General features: G+C 73.7%; 14 protein-coding genes and 1 pseudogene. 12 read left to right on the forward strand and 3 right to left on the reverse strand.

From position 1 onward, the window contains the following. Positions 1-346 (forward strand): annotated as a pseudogene (locus DN069_RS37300) (hypothetical protein); the annotation flags it as partial. A 1-nt stretch (position 347) separates the two neighbouring features. Here DN069_RS37300 and DN069_RS37305 read toward each other — a convergent pair. Continuing rightward, positions 348-1,517 (reverse strand): NADH-quinone oxidoreductase subunit D, encoded by a 1,170-nt coding sequence (locus tag DN069_RS37305; RefSeq protein WP_111507693.1) that lies wholly within the window; start codon positions 1,515-1,517, stop codon positions 348-350. Next, the gene (locus DN069_RS37310) at positions 1,514-2,548 is read right to left on the reverse strand and encodes an SAM-dependent methyltransferase (RefSeq protein ID WP_111507694.1); all 1,035 of its coding nucleotides are present in this window, start codon (positions 2,546-2,548) and stop codon (positions 1,514-1,516) included. The genes DN069_RS37305 and DN069_RS37310 overlap by 4 nt, the downstream gene beginning before the upstream one ends. A gap of 135 nt (positions 2,549-2,683) precedes the next feature. On the opposite strand from DN069_RS37310, the gene DN069_RS37315 reads away from it, so the two are divergent. Both DN069_RS37315 and DN069_RS37320 read left to right on the forward strand, forming a co-directional pair. Next, positions 2,684-3,859 carry a sensor histidine kinase gene (locus DN069_RS37315; RefSeq protein WP_243640308.1) on the forward strand — a complete coding sequence of 392 codons (1,176 nt, stop codon included), beginning with the start codon at positions 2,684-2,686 and terminating at the stop codon, positions 3,857-3,859. Between the two features lie 47 nt (positions 3,860-3,906). Beyond that, the gene (locus tag DN069_RS37320; RefSeq protein ID WP_111507695.1) at positions 3,907-4,584 is read left to right on the forward strand and encodes a response regulator; all 678 of its coding nucleotides are present in this window, start codon (positions 3,907-3,909) and stop codon (positions 4,582-4,584) included. A gap of 14 nt (positions 4,585-4,598) precedes the next feature. Here DN069_RS37320 and DN069_RS37325 read toward each other — a convergent pair whose 3' ends face one another. Next, the gene (locus DN069_RS37325) at positions 4,599-5,759 is read right to left on the reverse strand and encodes a threonine aldolase family protein (RefSeq protein ID WP_111507696.1); all 1,161 of its coding nucleotides are present in this window, start codon (positions 5,757-5,759) and stop codon (positions 4,599-4,601) included. A 113-nt stretch (positions 5,760-5,872) separates the two neighbouring features. Here DN069_RS37325 and DN069_RS37330 point away from each other — a divergent pair, with 113 nt between their 5' ends. The 9 genes from DN069_RS37330 (at position 5,873) to DN069_RS37370 (ending at position 15,440) form a co-directional block, all read left to right on the forward strand. Further along, the gene (locus DN069_RS37330) at positions 5,873-6,544 is read left to right on the forward strand and encodes a lysophospholipid acyltransferase family protein (RefSeq protein ID WP_243640309.1); all 672 of its coding nucleotides are present in this window, start codon (positions 5,873-5,875) and stop codon (positions 6,542-6,544) included. Between the two features lie 110 nt (positions 6,545-6,654). Beyond that, entirely contained in the window at positions 6,655-7,590 is a 936-nt protein-coding gene (locus DN069_RS37335; RefSeq protein ID WP_111507698.1) for a Rossmann-like and DUF2520 domain-containing protein, read from the forward strand. Further along, entirely contained in the window at positions 7,587-8,453 is an 867-nt protein-coding gene (gene panC, locus DN069_RS37340) for a pantoate--beta-alanine ligase (protein WP_111507699.1), read from the forward strand. Before DN069_RS37335 ends, panC begins: the two co-directional genes overlap by 4 nt. A gap of 49 nt (positions 8,454-8,502) precedes the next feature. Further along, positions 8,503-8,946: an aspartate 1-decarboxylase gene (gene panD / locus DN069_RS37345; protein ID WP_111507700.1), complete on the forward strand. Its 444-nt coding sequence runs from the start codon at positions 8,503-8,505 to the stop codon at positions 8,944-8,946. Then, complete coding sequence (locus tag DN069_RS37350) at positions 8,943-10,595, forward strand: L-aspartate oxidase (RefSeq protein WP_111507701.1); 1,653 nt, start codon at positions 8,943-8,945, stop codon at positions 10,593-10,595. Before panD ends, DN069_RS37350 begins: the two co-directional genes overlap by 4 nt. 180 nt (positions 10,596-10,775) lie before the next feature. Continuing rightward, positions 10,776-11,729, forward strand: a complete 954-nt coding sequence (gene nadC / locus DN069_RS37355; protein WP_111507702.1) for a carboxylating nicotinate-nucleotide diphosphorylase — start codon at positions 10,776-10,778, stop codon at positions 11,727-11,729. Between the two features lie 28 nt (positions 11,730-11,757). Beyond that, entirely contained in the window at positions 11,758-12,540 is a 783-nt protein-coding gene (locus DN069_RS37360; protein WP_111507703.1) for a type III pantothenate kinase, read from the forward strand. Positions 12,541-12,648: 108 nt separating this feature from the next. Further along, positions 12,649-13,584, forward strand: coding sequence for a hypothetical protein (locus DN069_RS42730; protein ID WP_341538531.1), 936 nt, complete (start codon positions 12,649-12,651; stop codon positions 13,582-13,584). A 176-nt stretch (positions 13,585-13,760) separates the two neighbouring features. Then, the gene (locus DN069_RS37370; protein WP_111507705.1) at positions 13,761-15,440 is read left to right on the forward strand and encodes an LPXTG cell wall anchor domain-containing protein; all 1,680 of its coding nucleotides are present in this window, start codon (positions 13,761-13,763) and stop codon (positions 15,438-15,440) included. Positions 15,441-15,506: the final 66 nt, after the last annotated feature.

Below are 15,506 nucleotides of genomic sequence, written 5' to 3' on the forward strand. Positions count from 1 at the left end.
GTCTGCGGGGGCACGGCTGCGGCCGGCCGCCGCCGTGCCCCCGCAGACGGCGCTGCCGCGCCCGGGCGGCGCCCCGACGGGCGCGTTCAACTTCTTCTCCCGCCAGGAGGCGGCGATCGGCAGCCAGCTGGGCCAGACGCCCGCCGAACCCGCCGTGCTCGAACACGACGGCGCCGACGTCGTCGGCGACGAGGCCGCCGCCGCCCAGGCCCGCTACGTCGCCGCCCCCGAGGCCCCCTCGGTCCTGCCGACCCACGCCCACGAGCGCACCGAACACGCCATCGTGGACCTCACGGCCGAGGACGAGACGGAGCCGATCGACGTGCGGGCCATCCGCGCGGTCTGAGCTACTTGTCGACGTCCCCGACGACGAAGAACATCGAGCCGAGGATCGCCACCATGTCGGGGACGAGCGTGCCGGGCAGGACCTCGGTGAGGACCTGGAGGTTGTTGAAGGACGCCGAGCGGAGCTTGAGCCGCCAGGGCGTCTTGTCGCCACGGGAGACCAGGTAGTAGCCGTTGATGCCCAGGGGGTTCTCGGTCCAGGCGTAGGTGGCGCCCTCGGGGGCCTTGAGGACCTTCGGCAGCCGCTGGTTGACGGGCCCCTGCGGCAGCGTCGCGATCCGGTCGAGGCAGGCGTCCGCCAGGTCCAGGCTGTTGTGGAGCTGGTCGAGCAGGATCTCGAAGCGGGCCAGGCAGTCGCCGGTCTGACGGGTCGGCACCCGCAGCACGTCGGCCAGCTCCCCGTAGGCGAGGTACGGCTCGTCGCGGCGCAGGTCGAAGTCGACGCCGGAGCCGCGCGCGATCGGGCCGCTGACGCCGTAGGCGTGGACCAGCTCGGCCGGGAGGACGCCGACGCCCGCGGTACGGGCGCGGAAGATCTCGTTGCCCAGCACCAGCCGGTCGAAGACGTCCATCCGGGCGCGCACCGCCGCGACCGCGCCGCGCACGCGCTCGTACCAGCCCGCCGGAAGGTCCTCCTTCAGGCCGCCGACGCGGTTGAACATGTAGTGCATACGGCCGCCGGAGGCCTCCTCCAGCACGGACTGCAGCCGCTCGCGCTCGTCGAAGGCGTGGAAGATCGGGGTGATCCCGCCCAGCTCCAGCGGGTAGGAGCCGAGGAACATCAGGTGGTTCAGCACCCGGTTCAGCTCGGCCAGCAGGGTGCGGGTCCAGGTGGCCCGCTCCGGGACCTCCATGCCGAGCATCCGCTCGACGGCGAGCACGACGCCCAGCTCGTTGGCGAAGGCGGAGAGCCAGTCGTGCCGGTTGGCCAGCATGATGATCTGGCGGTAGTCGCGGGCCTCGAAGAGTTTCTCCGCGCCGCGGTGCATGTAGCCGATGATCGGCTCGGCCTCGGAGATCCGCTCGCCGTCCAGGCGCAGCCGCAGCCGCAGCACGCCGTGGGTGCTGGGGTGCTGGGGCCCGATGTTCAGCACCATGTCGCTGGTGCCCAGCTCGGTGCCGCTGCCCGCCAGCCCGGCGCCCGCGCCGATGCCGACCGTCGTCTCCGTCATGACACCAGAGTCTGCCATCTCCCGGGGGGCTCGCAGCCCGCCATGTCCACTGCCTGAGCAGCCCACAGGAAGGAACCGAGGCCGCCGACCGCCGTCAGCTCGGCGGCCTCCCCGGCGGCGGCCAGGGCCCGGACGTACCCGGCCGGGTCGCTGGAGGCCTGGGCGAGGGGCGGACGGGCGCCGCTGACGCCCAGCGCCTGCAGCGCGGCGCGCTGCGTCGTCCACAGGCTGTGGGTGACGCGCGGGTTGGCGCGGGCCGCCGCGTCGAGGCAGGCGTCGAGGGCGACATGGGCGGTCAGGTCGCAGGAGCCGTCGGGGACGGGCTCGACCTGGCGGCCGTCCCGGTAGCCGGTGAGGGTGCCGAACGGCGGCCGGTCGGCGCGGGTGTGCGCGTAGTCCACGGCCACCGCGAGGCCCCGGCCGACCGCGCCGACCGCCTCCGCCCAGGCCGCGTCCCGCAACCGCCCGAGCTCGGCCCGCTCCACTGCCCGCTGCGGATACCAGTCGTCCAGCCACGCGGCGTCAGCCGCGTCCAGGGGCTCACCGAGCCGCTCCGCGCCCGTCGCCGGATCCACCAGCACGTAGCGCGGGACGCCGTCGGCGTCCGTCTCGGCGATCTCGCACGGGACGTTGTCCAGCCATTCGTTGGCGAAGAGCAGCCCGGCCTGGACCGGCTCGATCCGGTCCGTCCAGCAGACCCAGGCGGGCAGCCCCTGCGGACGCGCGGCCCGCTCCACGGCGACCAGTCGCAGCCGGTCGGCCAGCCCCGGGTCGGCCGCGCGGGCCTGCGCGCCGAGCGCGACCAGCAGCTCGCCGCGGCCCGCGCCGACGTCGCAGACGGTCAGCTGCTCCGGACGGTCCAGCGCCGCGTCCACCCACCGGGTCAACGCCAGCACCGCCCCCGCGAAGAGCGGCGAGGCGTGCACGGAGGTGCGGAAGTGCGCCGCGGGTCCGGAGCCTTCGCGCACGAAGAACCCCTCCGGGCCGTACAGGGCCCGCTCGATGGCCGCGTGCCAGGGCAGATGACTCATGGACCCACCCTAGGTTCGGGGTGTCGATCATCGGCACGAACGATTGGCGCTGGCAACCAAGTCCACCTTCCGGAGGAGAACGGAGTCACCCCGGCGACGGAGGGCGGAGCCCCGCGCGCTGCCTAACCTGGAACCGTGCAATTCCTCTACAGCTGGTTCCGCAGCCGCCCCCTGGTGTCCGACACCGTGTGGGCCGTGCTGCTGTTCCTGCTGTCGATGGTGGAGGCGCTCGCGCACCGCAGCGTCGGGCAGGTGCTGCTCGCCCTCGCGCTCTGCACCCTCGTGGCGATCCGCCGGCGGCACCCCGACTTCGCCCTGTGGGCGGGGGCCGGGGTGGCCTTCGTCCAGCTCGCCTACGGGCGGAACGTGCACACCTCCGACCTGGCCCTGCTCGTCCTCGGCTACGGCGCGGCCGCCTTCGGCAAGCCGTGGACCTCGCGGGCGGCGCTCGCGCTCGGCTTCGTCTCCGGGCCGCTGGCCTTCGTGGCCTTCTCCACCGGCCCGCTGGAGCGCTGGCAGGACATGGTCGCCTCGGCGATCGCCTCCACCCCGTTCGTGCTCAGCTGGCTGCTCGGCCGGTTCACCAGCATCCGCCGCGCCTACTACCTGGAGCTGGAGGACCGCGCCGCCCGGCTGGAGCGCGAGCGCGACGCCCAGGCCAAGGTGGCCGTCGCCGCCGAGCGCGCCCGGATCGCCCGCGAGCTGCACGACGTCGTCGCACACAACGTCTCGGTGATGATCGTCCAGGCCGACGGCGCCTCCTACGTCATGGACTCCTCGCCGGAGCAGGCCAGGGAGGCACTCGGCACGATCGCCGCCACCGGCCGCCAGGCGCTGGCCGAGATGCGCCGGCTGCTGGGCCTGCTGCGCAGCGAGGAGAGCAGCGGCGAGTACGTGCCGCAGCCCGGTGTCGAGCAGCTGCCGGACCTGCTGGAGCAGGTCCGCAGCGCGGGCCTGCCGGTGCAGTTCAGCGTCGAGGGGGAGCCGCGCCCGCTGCCGCGCGGCGTCGAGCTGACGGCGTATCGCATCGTCCAGGAGGCGCTCACCAACGCCCGCAAGCACGGCGGACCGGCGGCCAGCGCCACGGTCCGCATCCGTTTCGAGGACGGCGACCTGGCCATGGTCATCGAGGACGACGGCCGGGGCGCGAGCGCCGAGCTGGTCCACGCGGGCGGCGAGGACGGCTTCGGGCATGGTCTGATCGGCATGCGCGAGCGCGTCGGCATGGTCGGCGGCAGCCTCGACGCGGGCCCGCGCGCCGGCGGTGGCTTCCGCATCGAGGCCGTGCTGCCGCTCGGCTCCGCCCGCTAGCCCCGTCCCGCCGGCCACCTTCCCCACCCACCACGAGGAGAGCCCGCATGACCGTCCGGATCATGCTCGTCGACGACCAGGAGCTGCTGCGCACCGGCTTCCGCATGGTGCTGCAGTCCCAGCCCGACATCGAGATCGTCGCCGAGGCCGGCGACGGCGCCCAGGCGCTGGAGGTCCTCTCCGCCGTCGAGGTCGACGTGGTTCTGATGGACGTCCGGATGCCGCGCCTGGACGGCGTCGAGGCCACCCGCCGGATCTGCGACCCGGCCACCCCGCTCGCCTCCCGGCCCAAGGTGCTCATCCTGACCACCTTCGACCTGGACGAGTACGCCTTCTCCGCGCTCAAGGCGGGCGCCAGCGGTTTCCTGCTCAAGGACGTCCCGCCGGTCGAGCTGGTCGCCGCGATCCGCGCCGTCGACAGCGGCGAGGCCGTTGTCGCGCCGACGACGACCCGCCGCATGATCGACCGGTTCACCGCGGTGCTGCCCGCCGCGGCCGAGCCCAAGCTCACCCCGGAGCTGGAGCGGCTGACCGAGCGCGAGCGCGAGGTGCTGCTGCTGGTGGCCCAGGGCCTGTCCAACGGCGAGATCGCCGAGCGGCTGGGCCTGTCCGAGGCCACCGTGAAGACGCACGTCGGCCGGATCCTCACCAAGCTGGACCTGCGGGACCGCGTCCAGGCCGTGGTGCTCGCCTACGAGACCGGCCTGGTCCGCGCCTCCCGCTGATCAGCGCGGCATCGTCAGCGCAACATCTTGAGGAACTGCCCGAGCGCGTCCTCGATGTCCTGCGGGGTCCACTCCAGCGCCGGGGACGCCACCGTGATCTCGGTGAAGGAGAGCCCCGGCACGGGCGCGGCGCGCCAGCCGCCGAACAGCATCCGTCCGGTCTCCTCGGCCTGACGCAGCGTCGTCTCGTTCAGCGAGTCGGCGGCGTAGGGGAGCAGGTACTGGAACTGGTGCGTCTGCGGCACGCCCGGGTTCACCCGGCTGCCCGGCACCGCGCCCAGCGCCCGGGCCACCACCTTGGCGTGCGCGACGTACGCGTCGAGCCGCGGCAGCTCCCGGTCCAGCCCGACCAGCGCGGAGAGCGCCGCCGGCCACTGCTGGAAGAGCTGCCCGCCGTAGCGGTGCCGCCACGCCTTCGCCTGGGCGACGAACTCCGCCGGGCCGGCGAGCGCGGCGCCACTGACGCCGCCGAGGGTCTTGTAGAACGACACGTAGACCGAGTCGGCCAGCTCCGCGATCTCGGGGAGCGTGCGACCGAAGTGAGCGGTCGTCTCCCACAGCCGCGCGCCGTCGAAGTGCACCACCGCGTCCCGGTCCCGCGCCGCCTCGACGACGGCGGTCAGCTCGTCCCAGCCCGGCAGCACGAAGCCGGCGTCGCGCAGCGGCAACTCCAGCATCAGCGTGCCGAACGGCTCGTCGCAGTCGGCCACCTCCTCGGCGCTCGGCAGCCGCGGCTCCCTCGTCGGCCAGACGCTGCGCAGGCCGGTCAGCTGCGTGAAGGCCTGCCGCTCGTGCACCTCCGGGTGGGCGAGCGGGTGCATCGCGACGAGCGTGTTGCCGGTCCGCTCGGCCCAGCAGCGCAGCGCGACCTGCTGCGCCATCGTCCCGGTCGCGAAGAACGCCGCGGCCTCCGTCCCGAGCAGCTCCGCGACCCGCTCCTCCAGCGCCGCGACGATGCCGTCGCCGTAGACGTCCGGCCGCCCGTCCAGGTCGTAGGCGGCCCGGCCCGCGCCGCCGGCCAGCTCCGCGAGCCGCTCGGCCAGGCTCAGCGGCCGCACGCCCGACAGCATGCGCTCCGCGCCGCGCTGGGCCGCGTAGCGGCGGTCGGCGCTGTCCCTGGCGGGTTCAGCCGGCGCGGCCGCGGGATCCAACTCGGTGGAGTGTTCGTTTGCCATGACGTCAGCCTCCCAGACGTGTGGCGCCACGTCGCCGGACGAGGCGTCATCGGTTCGGACCGATGACGTACGATCCGCAGCGCCCGCACTCCACGCACCGAAGGAACGCACCTGTGTCTCAAGCGCTCGCCAAGCTGGTGCTGTCCCCCATGACGCGGGTCGTGTACCGACCGGTCGTCATCGGCCGCGAGAACGTCCCGAAGACCGGCCCGGTCATCATCGCCAGCAACCACCTGGCCGCGATCGACAGCGCGGTCATCCCGCTGGTGGCCCCGCGCCCCGTGGCCTTCCTGGCCAAGGCGGAGTACTTCACCGGGACGGGCGTGAAGGGAAGGGCGAACAAGGTCTTCTTCTCCTCCATGGGCTCCATCCCGGTCGAGCGCGGCACGCACCGCGCGGCGCAGGCCGCGCTGGACGCGGGACTGTCCGTGCTGCAGGAGGGCGGCGCTTTCGGGATCTACCCCGAGGGCACCCGCTCGCGCGACGGCCGGCTGTACAAGGGCCGCACCGGCGTCGCCTGGCTCGCCCTCGCCTCGGGCGCGCCGGTCGTCCCGGTGGCGCTGACGGGCACCGAGCGGATCCAGCCGGTGGGCAAGCTGATGCCGCGGATCAGGCGGATCACCGTGCAGTTCGGCAAGCCGCTGGACTTCTCCGACCGCATCGGCGTCTCCCCGGCGGGCCCGGTCCGCCGCGCGATCACGGACGAGATCATGGAGGCGATCCACGCGATGAGCGCGCAGCCGCTGGCCGGCGGCTACAACGAGCACCAGAAGGCAGACGAGTAGGCGGCCCAGGGGTACCGCCGTGCCCTACGCCACAGCGCAGGCTCTCCTCCACGCCGTAAACTTGCCGCGAACGTCTGGTACCCGCTGAGGACTGGAACGGAAACCGCACCATGGACGACCTCGGGCTGCCCGCCTTCGGCGATCCCGACCCCACCGCGCCCGACAACCGGCCCGGGCGCCTCGCCGTCGGCGTCGTCGGGACCGGCCGTGTCGGGCCCGCGCTCGGCGCGGCGCTGCAGTACGCCGGCCACAAGGTGGTCGCCGCCTCCGGCGTCTCCCTGGCCTCCCAGCGCCGCGCGAACGCGCTGCTGCCGGGCGTCCGACTGGTCAGCCCGCCGCAGGTGATGGCCGCCGCCGACCTGGTGCTGCTGACCGTCCCCGACGACGCGCTCGAGGACCTCGTGGCGGGGCTGGCCGCCACCGGCGCCGTCCGCCCGGGGCAGATCCTGGTGCACACCTCCGGCGCCAAGGGCATCTCCGTCCTGGAGCCGGCCACCCGCGCGGGCGCGCTGCCGCTGGCCCTGCACCCCGCGATGACCTTCACCGGCACCGCCGTCGACGTCGCCCGCCTCGCGGGCTGCCCCTTCGGGGTGACCGCCCCCGAGGAGCTGCGGCCGGTCGCCGAGGCGCTGGTGGTGGAGATGGGCGGCGAGCCCTCCTGGATCCCGGAGGAGCGGCGCCCGCTCTACCACACGGCCCTCGCCCACGGCTCGAACCACCTGGTCACCCTCGTCGCGCAGGCGATGGAGCTGCTGAGCCGCGCCGGGGTCGCCGAGCCGGGCCAGATGCTCGGCCCGCTGCTCGGGGCGGCCCTGGACAACGCGCTGCGCGCCGGGGATCTGGCGCTGACCGGGCCCGTCGCCCGCGGCGACGCGGGCACCCTGCGCACCCACATCGAGCAGCTGCACCGGACCACGCCCCAACTGCTGGACGCCTACCGGGCCATGGCCAGGGCCACCGCGGACCGCGCGCTGGCCAACGGCACGCTGAAGCCGGAGGCCGCCGCGGCCCTGCTGGACGCCCTCGCCGAGGAGAACCACCGATGACCGTCCTGGTGCACACCAAGCGCGAGCTGGAGGCCCTGCCGGCCTCCGGCCCGCGGGCCGTCGTGATGACGATGGGCGCCCTGCACGAGGGCCACGCGAGCCTGGTCCGCGCCGCGCGCGAGCGCGCCGGGGCGGAGGGCACCGTCGTCGTCACCGTCTTCGTCAACCCGCTGCAGTTCGGCGCGGGTGAGGACTTGGACCGCTACCCGCGCACCCTGGACGCCGACCTGATGCTGGCCGCCGAGGCCGGGGCCGACGTGGTCTTCGCGCCCGGCGTGGACGAGGTCTATCCGGGCGGAGAGCCGCAGGTGCGGCTCTCCGCCGGGCCGATGGGCACCGGCTACGAGGGCGCCTCGCGTCCCGGCCACTTCGACGGCATGCTGACCGTCGTCGCCAAGCTGCTCCACCTCACCGCGCCCGACGTGGCGTTCTTCGGCGAGAAGGACGGCCAGCAGCTGGCCCTGATCCGGCGCATGGTCGCCGACCTGAACTTCCCGGTGGAGATCGCGGGCGTGCCGACCGTCCGCGAGGCGGACGGGCTGGCGCTGTCCAGCCGCAACCGCTTCCTCTCCGCCGAGGAGCGGGAGCGCGCGCTGGCGCTCTCCCGCGCGCTGTTCGCCGGGCGCGACGCCCGCGCGGCCGGCGCGGCCCCGTCGGCGGTGAAGAAGGCGGCCTCGAGCACGCTGGCTGCGTCGATTGAGAAGCAGGCGGGGAGCACCATCGCCCTCGACTACCTCGGCCTGATCGACCCGTCCGACTTCACCGAGATCGACCGGGAGGACTTCACCGGCGAGGCGGTTCTGGCCGTCGCCGCCAAGGTGGGGGCCACCCGCCTCATCGACAACGTCCGCATCCGGTTCTGACGCCCGTCAGCGCCCACGGCATGTACTTCTCAGGAGACGTGACCAAGCCATGATCCGCACGATGCTCAAGTCCAAGATCCACCGGGCCACCGTCACCCAGGCCGACCTGCACTACGTCGGCTCGGTCACGGTGGACGAGGACCTGCTCGACGCCGCCGACATCCTGCCCGGCGAGCTGGTGCACATCGTCGACATCGACACCGGCGCCCGCCTGGAGACCTACACCATCGCCGGGATCCGCGGCAGCGGCGTGATCGGCATCAACGGTGCGGCGGCGCGTCTGGTCCACCCTGGTGACCTGGTCATCCTCATCGCCTACGGTCAGATGGAGGACGCCGAGGCCCGCGCGTACGAGCCGCGTATCGTCTTCGTCGACCGCGACAACCGGATCACGCACACCGGCGCGGACGCCGCCGCTGCTCCAGAGGGCAGCGGCCTGACGCGGGGTGACGCGCTCGTGCCGAACCCCCTCGCAGTACGGAGTCACTCATGACATCGGCGTCGGTCCGAAGACTGGCGGCACCGGCCCCCGGCTGGACGACGACCACGGACGTGGTCGTCGTCGGTTCGGGTGTGGCCGGGCTGACCACCGCGCTGCGCGTGCGCGCGGCGGGTCTGCGTGTGCTGGTCGTCACCAAGGCGATGCTGGACGAGGGCTCGACCCGCTGGGCGCAGGGCGGCATCGCGGCCGCGCTCGGCGAGGGCGACACCCCCGAGCAGCACCTGGAGGACACCCTGGTCGCGGGCGCCGGCCTGTGCGACGAGGACGCGGTCCGGATGCTGGTCACCGAGGGCCCCGGCGCGGTCCGCCGCCTGATCGAGACCGGCGCGGCCTTCGACCGCGACGCCGAGGGCGAGATCCTGCTCACCCGCGAGGGCGGCCACCACCGCCGCCGCATCGCCCACGCGGGCGGCGACGCGACGGGCGCGGAGATATCGCGCGCGCTGGTCTCGGCCGTCCGCGACGTGCGCGACGACGAGGGTGTGGAGCTCATCGAGCACGCCCTGGTGCTGGACCTGCTGACGGACGCGGAGGGCCGCACCGCCGGCCTGACCCTGCACGTCATGGGCGAGGGCCAGCGCGACGGCGTCGGCGCGGTCCACGCCCGGGCGGTCGTGCTGGCCACCGGCGGCCTCGGCCAGGTCTTCTCGGCGACGACCAACCCGGCCGTCTCCACCGGCGACGGCGTCGCGCTGGCGCTGCGCGCCGGGGCGGAGGTCGCGGACCTGGAGTTCGTGCAGTTCCACCCCACCGTGCTGTGGCTCGGCCCGGACGCGGAGGGCCAGCAGCCGCTGATCTCCGAGGCGGTCCGCGGCGAGGGCGCACACCTGGTCGACGCCGAGGGCGTCCGCTTCATGGTGGGCCAGCACGAGCTCGCCGAGCTCGCCCCGCGCGACATCGTCGCCAAGGGCATCACGCGCCGCATGCACGAGACCGGCGCGGAGCACATGTACCTCGACGGCCGTCACTTCGGCGCGGAGATGTGGGAGGAGCGCTTCCCGACCATCCTCGCGTCCTGCCGCTCCCACGGCATCGACCCGCTCACCGAGCTGATCCCGGTCGCCCCCGCCGCGCACTACGCCTCGGGCGGCGTGCGGACGGACCTGCGCGGCCACACCTCCGTCTCCGGCCTCTACGCCTGCGGCGAGGTCGCCTGCACCGGCGTCCACGGCGCGAACCGGCTCGCCTCCAACTCGCTGCTGGAGGGCCTGGTCTTCGCGGAGCGGATCGCGGACGACATCATCGAACGCGACCGCCTGGGCAAGCTGGCGCCGCGTCACGAGGACACCACCCGCCCGATCGAGGTCGTCCCGCTGCTGGCCGCGGAGTCCCGCGCGGAGATCCAGCGGGTCATGACCAGCGGCGTCGGCGTCCTCCGCTCGGCGGACTCCATGGCCGCGGCGGTGGAGGGCTTGGCCGCGCTGTCCGAGCCGGATCCCGAGAAGCACGAGTACCCCCAGGTCGAGACCTGGGAGTCCACCAACCTCCACCTGGTCGCCTCCGCGCTGACGGCCGCCGCGCTGCTCCGCGAGGAGACGCGCGGCTGCCACTGGCGCGAGGACGCGCCGGATCGCGACGACGAGAACTGGCGCAGGCACCTGACCACGACGCTCGTCGAAGGCCGTCTGCAGGTCGAGTAGATGCACCACCCAGGGGCGCGGGGAACTGCGCGAGCAACCACCCTCCCCCAGCCTTCGGCCGGGGGTGCCCCCATCGGATGGCCCTGCTCGTTCGGCGAATCCGGTCCCAGGGTGGCCTGTCGCGCAGTTCCTCGCGCCCCTGAATAGTGCAACTCCCCCTCTCCTAAAGGATTTCTGGTCGTGTCCACTCACGAAGACCTCCCGCTCATCGAAGACGGCTGCGGCGACGACTGCGCGTGCGGCGAGTACGAGACCGCCCTCGACCCCGGGCTCGCGGCGCTGCTGGAAGCAGCAGGGCTGGACCCGGTCGAGGTCGAGGACATCGCGACGATGGCGCTCGCCGAGGACCTCGCCGGTGGGGAGGACGTGACGTCCGTCGCGACCGTGCCGGCCGAGGCCGTGGCGACCGCGGACTTCGTCGCGCGGCAGGCCGGCGTCGTCGCCGGCCTGCGCGTCGCGGAGGCGGTGATCTCGCTCGTCGCCGAGGAGGAGTTCACCGTCGAGCGGCACGTCGAGGACGGCGCCCGGGTCGAGCCGGGCACCCTGCTGCTGAGCGTCACCACCCGCACCCGCGACCTGCTCACGGCCGAGCGCTCCGCGCTCAACCTGCTGTGCCACCTGTCCGGCATCGCGACCGCGACCCGCGCCTGGGCGGACGCGCTGGACGGCACGAACGCCGTCGTGCGGGACACCCGCAAGACCACCCCGGGGCTGCGCTCGCTGGAGAAGTACGCGGTGCGCTGCGGCGGCGGGGTCAACCACCGGATGGCGCTGTCCGACGCGGCCCTCGTCAAGGACAACCACGTCGTCGCCGCGGGCGGCGTCGCGGAGGCGTTCAAGGCCGTCCGCGCCGCGTACCCGGAGCTGCCGGTCGAGGTCGAGGTGGACACCCTGGAGCAGATCCCGCCGGTGCTCGAGGCGGGCGCGGACCTGATCCTGCTCGACAACTTCAGCGTCGACCAGCTGCGCGAGGCCGTCGCCCTCGTCGCCGGCCGGGCGAAGCTCGAGTCGTCCGGCGGGCTGACCCTCGACACCGCCCGCGCGGTGGGGGAGACCGGCGTCGACTACCTGGCCGTCGGTGCGCTGACCCACTCCTCCCCGGTTCTTGACATCGGCCTCGACCTGCGCGGATAGTCCACCCGTTCCCAGAGAAAGCGCGCCCATGCTGCTCACGATCGACGTCGGCAACACCCAGACGGTCCTCGGCATCTTCGACGGCGAGGAGATCGTCGAGCACTGGCGCGTCTCCACGGACCCGCGTCGGACCGCCGACGAGCTCGCGGTGCTGATGCAGGGGCTCATGGGCGCCCACCCGGTGCTGAAGAACGAGGGTGTGGACGGTCTGGCGATCTGCTGCACCGTCCCCACCGTCCTGCACGAGCTGCGCGAGGTGACCCGGCGCTACTACGGCGACGTCCCGGCCGTCCTGGTCGAGCCGGGCGTCAAGACGGGCGTGCACGTGCTGACCGACAACCCCAAGGAGGTCGGCGCCGACCGGATCGTCAACACGCTGGCGGCCAAGCACCTCTACGGCGGGCCGTGCATCGTCGTCGACTTCGGCACGGCGACGAGCTTCGACGCGATCAACGAGCGCGGCGACTTCGTCGGCGGCGCGATCGCGCCGGGCATCGAGATCTCCGTGGACGCGCTGGGTGTGCGCGGTGCGATGCTGCGGAAGATCGAGGTGGCCCGGCCGCGCAGCGTGATCGGCAAGAACACGGTCGAGGCGATGCAGTCCGGCGTGCTGTTCGGCTTCGCCGGGCAGGTGGACGGCATCGTCAACCGCATGGCGGCCGAGCTGGCCAAGAACCCGGACGACGTGCAGGTCATCGCGACGGGCGGGCTCGCCCCCCTGGTCCTGGGCGAGGCGACCAGCATCGACGTCCACGAGCCGTGGCTGACCCTGATCGGGCTGCGGCTGGTCTACGAGCGCAACTCGGCCTGACACCTGCTCAGGAGCCCGTTGGGCCGAACGGTTGTCAGTTCCTCGGACGACCCGCCGACATGCATGGGGTTCATCCGATTTTCCCTTTTCGTTACGTACAGTCGTCCCATGCCTACGCCACACGGTTCGCGCGGCGGCATGGCCTTCAGCGCGGACGAGCTCCGGGTCCTTCGGCGAGCCCTCGCCCACGTGCTCAACCCTCCGGCCGTCACTGACCTGAGACCTGGCGGGTCGGCGGCGCGTTCGGCGTGGGTCGAGGACGTCCAGGACGTGCTGCGGCTCTCCGAGGCCATCGAGGAGGCCGTCCTGGAGGGCGGCCGGATGCGGGCCTTCGCCCTCGCCGAGCTGGTCCGCTACCGGGCGGCCCTGCCCGGCAGCGCCGCCGGGTACCTGCAGCGCCTGGAAGAGGCCGTCGCCGACGGCTACCTGCCGGACTCCGAGGACCTCGCCGCGCTGCGCACGCTGAACGCACTGCCCTGCGCCCAGACCGAGCACCACCGCCGTGCGCTGCTGCGCAGGCGCTGCGTCGACCTGGCGGAGGAGGGTGTGCGCCGCCGGCTCGACGGGCCGGGCGCCGCGGGGACGCCCGCCCTGCCGTCGGCCCCGACCGTCCCGCCGCCCGCGGCTCCGCCCGCCCGACCCGTGGGCGGGTCCACGGTGGTGCCGCTGGCCCCGCCCCGCGCCGCGCCGCAGGCGTCGCCGGTGCGGGAGGTGCCGCGTCCGCCCCGGATCGCGAGCGTGTCGATCGGGGGGAAGGTGGCGGACTTCGCCCGCGCGAACCGCCCGTCCAGGCTGCGTGAGCCGGGCTCGGTCGAGCACGGCCGCGCGGAGTCGTATCCCCTGCCCATCCGACGTGGAGGAACGAGCGACATGAGCAGCAGCACCGAGCACCCCGAGCCGGCCCCGAGCGGCGCGCAGGGCAAGCCGAAGCCGAAGCCCGGCGACCGTCCGGTCCGGCCGATCCCCACTCCGGGGGACCTCTTTCCGCGCGGCGTGCGTCGCAGCGACGGCCAGGACGAGGAGCTGGCCACCGGTACGGGCTGACCGGCCTGCGGGCTGATTGACCCGCTTTCAGCGGTCTTGGCGGCAGGGCGGTGGGCAACCGGAGATAACGTTCCGGCCACCGCCCTCACCCGTCTGTTCCCCCGGGTTCCCCCAGGTGGTTGGATCTTGCCGGATTCACACCTGTCCACTACTTCTTCTTCACCGGGGAACCACAGATGGCCTTCGCACGCGCGCGAGGGGCGGTCCGCTTCGGCGCCGTCGCCGCCGCCGTCCTCATGTCCGGCGGTCTGACCGCCCTTCCGGCCGGCGCGGCCGGCACCTCCGGGGGGAGTCACTTCGCGGCGGTGGTCAGCTCGCCCGCGGTCACCGTGCTGCCGCAGAGCTCCGGCGCGCAGGCCCAGCGCTTCCACCCGGTCCGTCTGATGGTCATCGCCGAGGACGCGCCGCTGCGCGGCGTCACGGTCGCCGTCGACGCGAGCCGTGCGGCGGGCGTCGCCGAACTGTCGCTGCCCGCGGGCTGCTCCTTCACGGACGCCCTCAAGTTGCACGCGCGGTGCGCCGTCGGCGCGGTGACGGAGGAAGGGGACCTGTCCGTCGGGCTGCGCTCGGCCTCCGGCGCGGCGCTCGGCGCCCAGGGGACCGTGCGCTTCACCGTCACCGCGACCGGCGCCACCGAGGACCCCATGGACCTGCCGACGACCACGCAGGTCACCGTCGGCTCCGGCCCGGACCTGGCGGTCGGCCCGCTGGCGCAGGTGCTCGACGTGAAGCCGGGTCAGACCCTGCCGGTCGCCCCCACCGTGCAGAACCACGGCGACCGTGACGCCACCGGCACCGTCCTGGTCCTGGACACCATGGACGGCTCGGGCGGCTTCGGCTTCGGTGGCGACTTCGGCAACTGCCGCTACGGCGGCGTGGCCGCGGTGGTCTGCCGCTTCGACACGGTGATCAAGCCGGGCGAGTCCTACCGGCTGTCCGTGCCCGTGCCGCTGACCGCCTCGCCCCACGCCACCGGCTCGGACGCGATGATCTACGGCTGGGACGTCAAGGGCGGCCTGTACGACCGTTCGCTCACCGGCGGCACGCCGGGCAAGGGCGCACCGCTGACCCTGGTGCAGGTGCCGCCGGCGGCGCGCGCCCACACGAGCATCGACATCAACTACGACGACAACCTGGCCGTCTCCCAGCTGCACCTGGTCACCCAGGACGACGTGGACGTGATCGCCCCGCACACGATCACGGGCACGGTGGGCCACACCGTCGACGCGGTCTTCGGCGTGCGGAACTCCGGCACTGTGCCGACCCGTCCGTTCGACGGGGCGCCGGACGTGACCGCGGGCCTGCTGGTCTTCGTGCCGAAGGGCGTCAGCGTCGCCAAGCTGCCCACGGGCTGCGAGAAGCTCCCGACCGAGGGCCTGCCGGCCACGCAGCACGCCCTGCCGCGTGACCTCTTCGGCACGCGGGCTGTCGCCCCGTCCGTCGCCGGTGTCGACCCGGGAGCCATCGACGGCACGCCGTACGCGTGCGCGGTGCGGCAGGTCCTGAAGCCCGGCCAGCAGGCCACCTTCACCTTCGCGCTGAAGCCCACCCGGGCGCTGAAGGCGGCCGCCGGCCTCGCCGTCGCGGTCGGCCAGCCGGACGACAACACCCCGGACAACAACATCGCCGAGTACACGGTGACCGCCACCAAGGCCACCCCGGCGGGCACGCCCTCGCCGTCCGCCTCCCGCTCCGCGACCCCCTCGGCCGCCCCGACCCCGGCCCCGACCGGCGGCCTCGCCCACACCGGCGGCGGCTCCGACGCCCTCCCGCTCGCCGCGGCCGGCGCGGGCGCCGTCGTCCTCGGCGCGGGCGCGGTGCTCCTGGCCCGCCGTCGCCGCGGTACGCGGGGCTGATCACGAAACCTCCACATTCCCTTCTGAGTTGACGTACGATCGCGCGGCCGGTTGTTGATCAACAAC

Source organism: Streptacidiphilus pinicola, assembly GCF_003258295.1.
GTDB classification, from domain to species: Bacteria; Actinomycetota; Actinomycetes; order Streptomycetales; family Streptomycetaceae; genus Streptacidiphilus; species Streptacidiphilus pinicola.

Bases quoted from the DNA above. Each gene is read 5' to 3' on its own strand.
- panD (WP_111507700.1), top strand. From the start codon at position 8,503: ATGATCCGCACGATGCTCAAGTCCAAGATCCACCGGGCCACCGTCACC.
- DN069_RS37370 (WP_111507705.1), top strand. From the start codon at position 13,761: ATGGCCTTCGCACGCGCGCGAGGGGCGGTCCGCTTCGGCGCCGTCGCC.
- DN069_RS37305 (WP_111507693.1), bottom strand. From the start codon at position 1,517: ATGACGGAGACGACGGTCGGCATCGGCGCGGGCGCCGGGCTGGCGGGC.
- DN069_RS37320 (WP_111507695.1), top strand. From the start codon at position 3,907: ATGACCGTCCGGATCATGCTCGTCGACGACCAGGAGCTGCTGCGCACC.
- DN069_RS37350 (WP_111507701.1), top strand. From the start codon at position 8,943: ATGACATCGGCGTCGGTCCGAAGACTGGCGGCACCGGCCCCCGGCTGG.
- DN069_RS37335 (WP_111507698.1), top strand. From the start codon at position 6,655: ATGGACGACCTCGGGCTGCCCGCCTTCGGCGATCCCGACCCCACCGCG.
- DN069_RS37310 (WP_111507694.1), bottom strand. From the start codon at position 2,548: ATGAGTCATCTGCCCTGGCACGCGGCCATCGAGCGGGCCCTGTACGGC.
- panC (WP_111507699.1), top strand. From the start codon at position 7,587: ATGACCGTCCTGGTGCACACCAAGCGCGAGCTGGAGGCCCTGCCGGCC.
- DN069_RS37360 (WP_111507703.1), top strand. From the start codon at position 11,758: ATGCTGCTCACGATCGACGTCGGCAACACCCAGACGGTCCTCGGCATC.
- DN069_RS42730 (WP_341538531.1), top strand. From the start codon at position 12,649: ATGCCTACGCCACACGGTTCGCGCGGCGGCATGGCCTTCAGCGCGGAC.
- DN069_RS37325 (WP_111507696.1), bottom strand. From the start codon at position 5,759: ATGGCAAACGAACACTCCACCGAGTTGGATCCCGCGGCCGCGCCGGCT.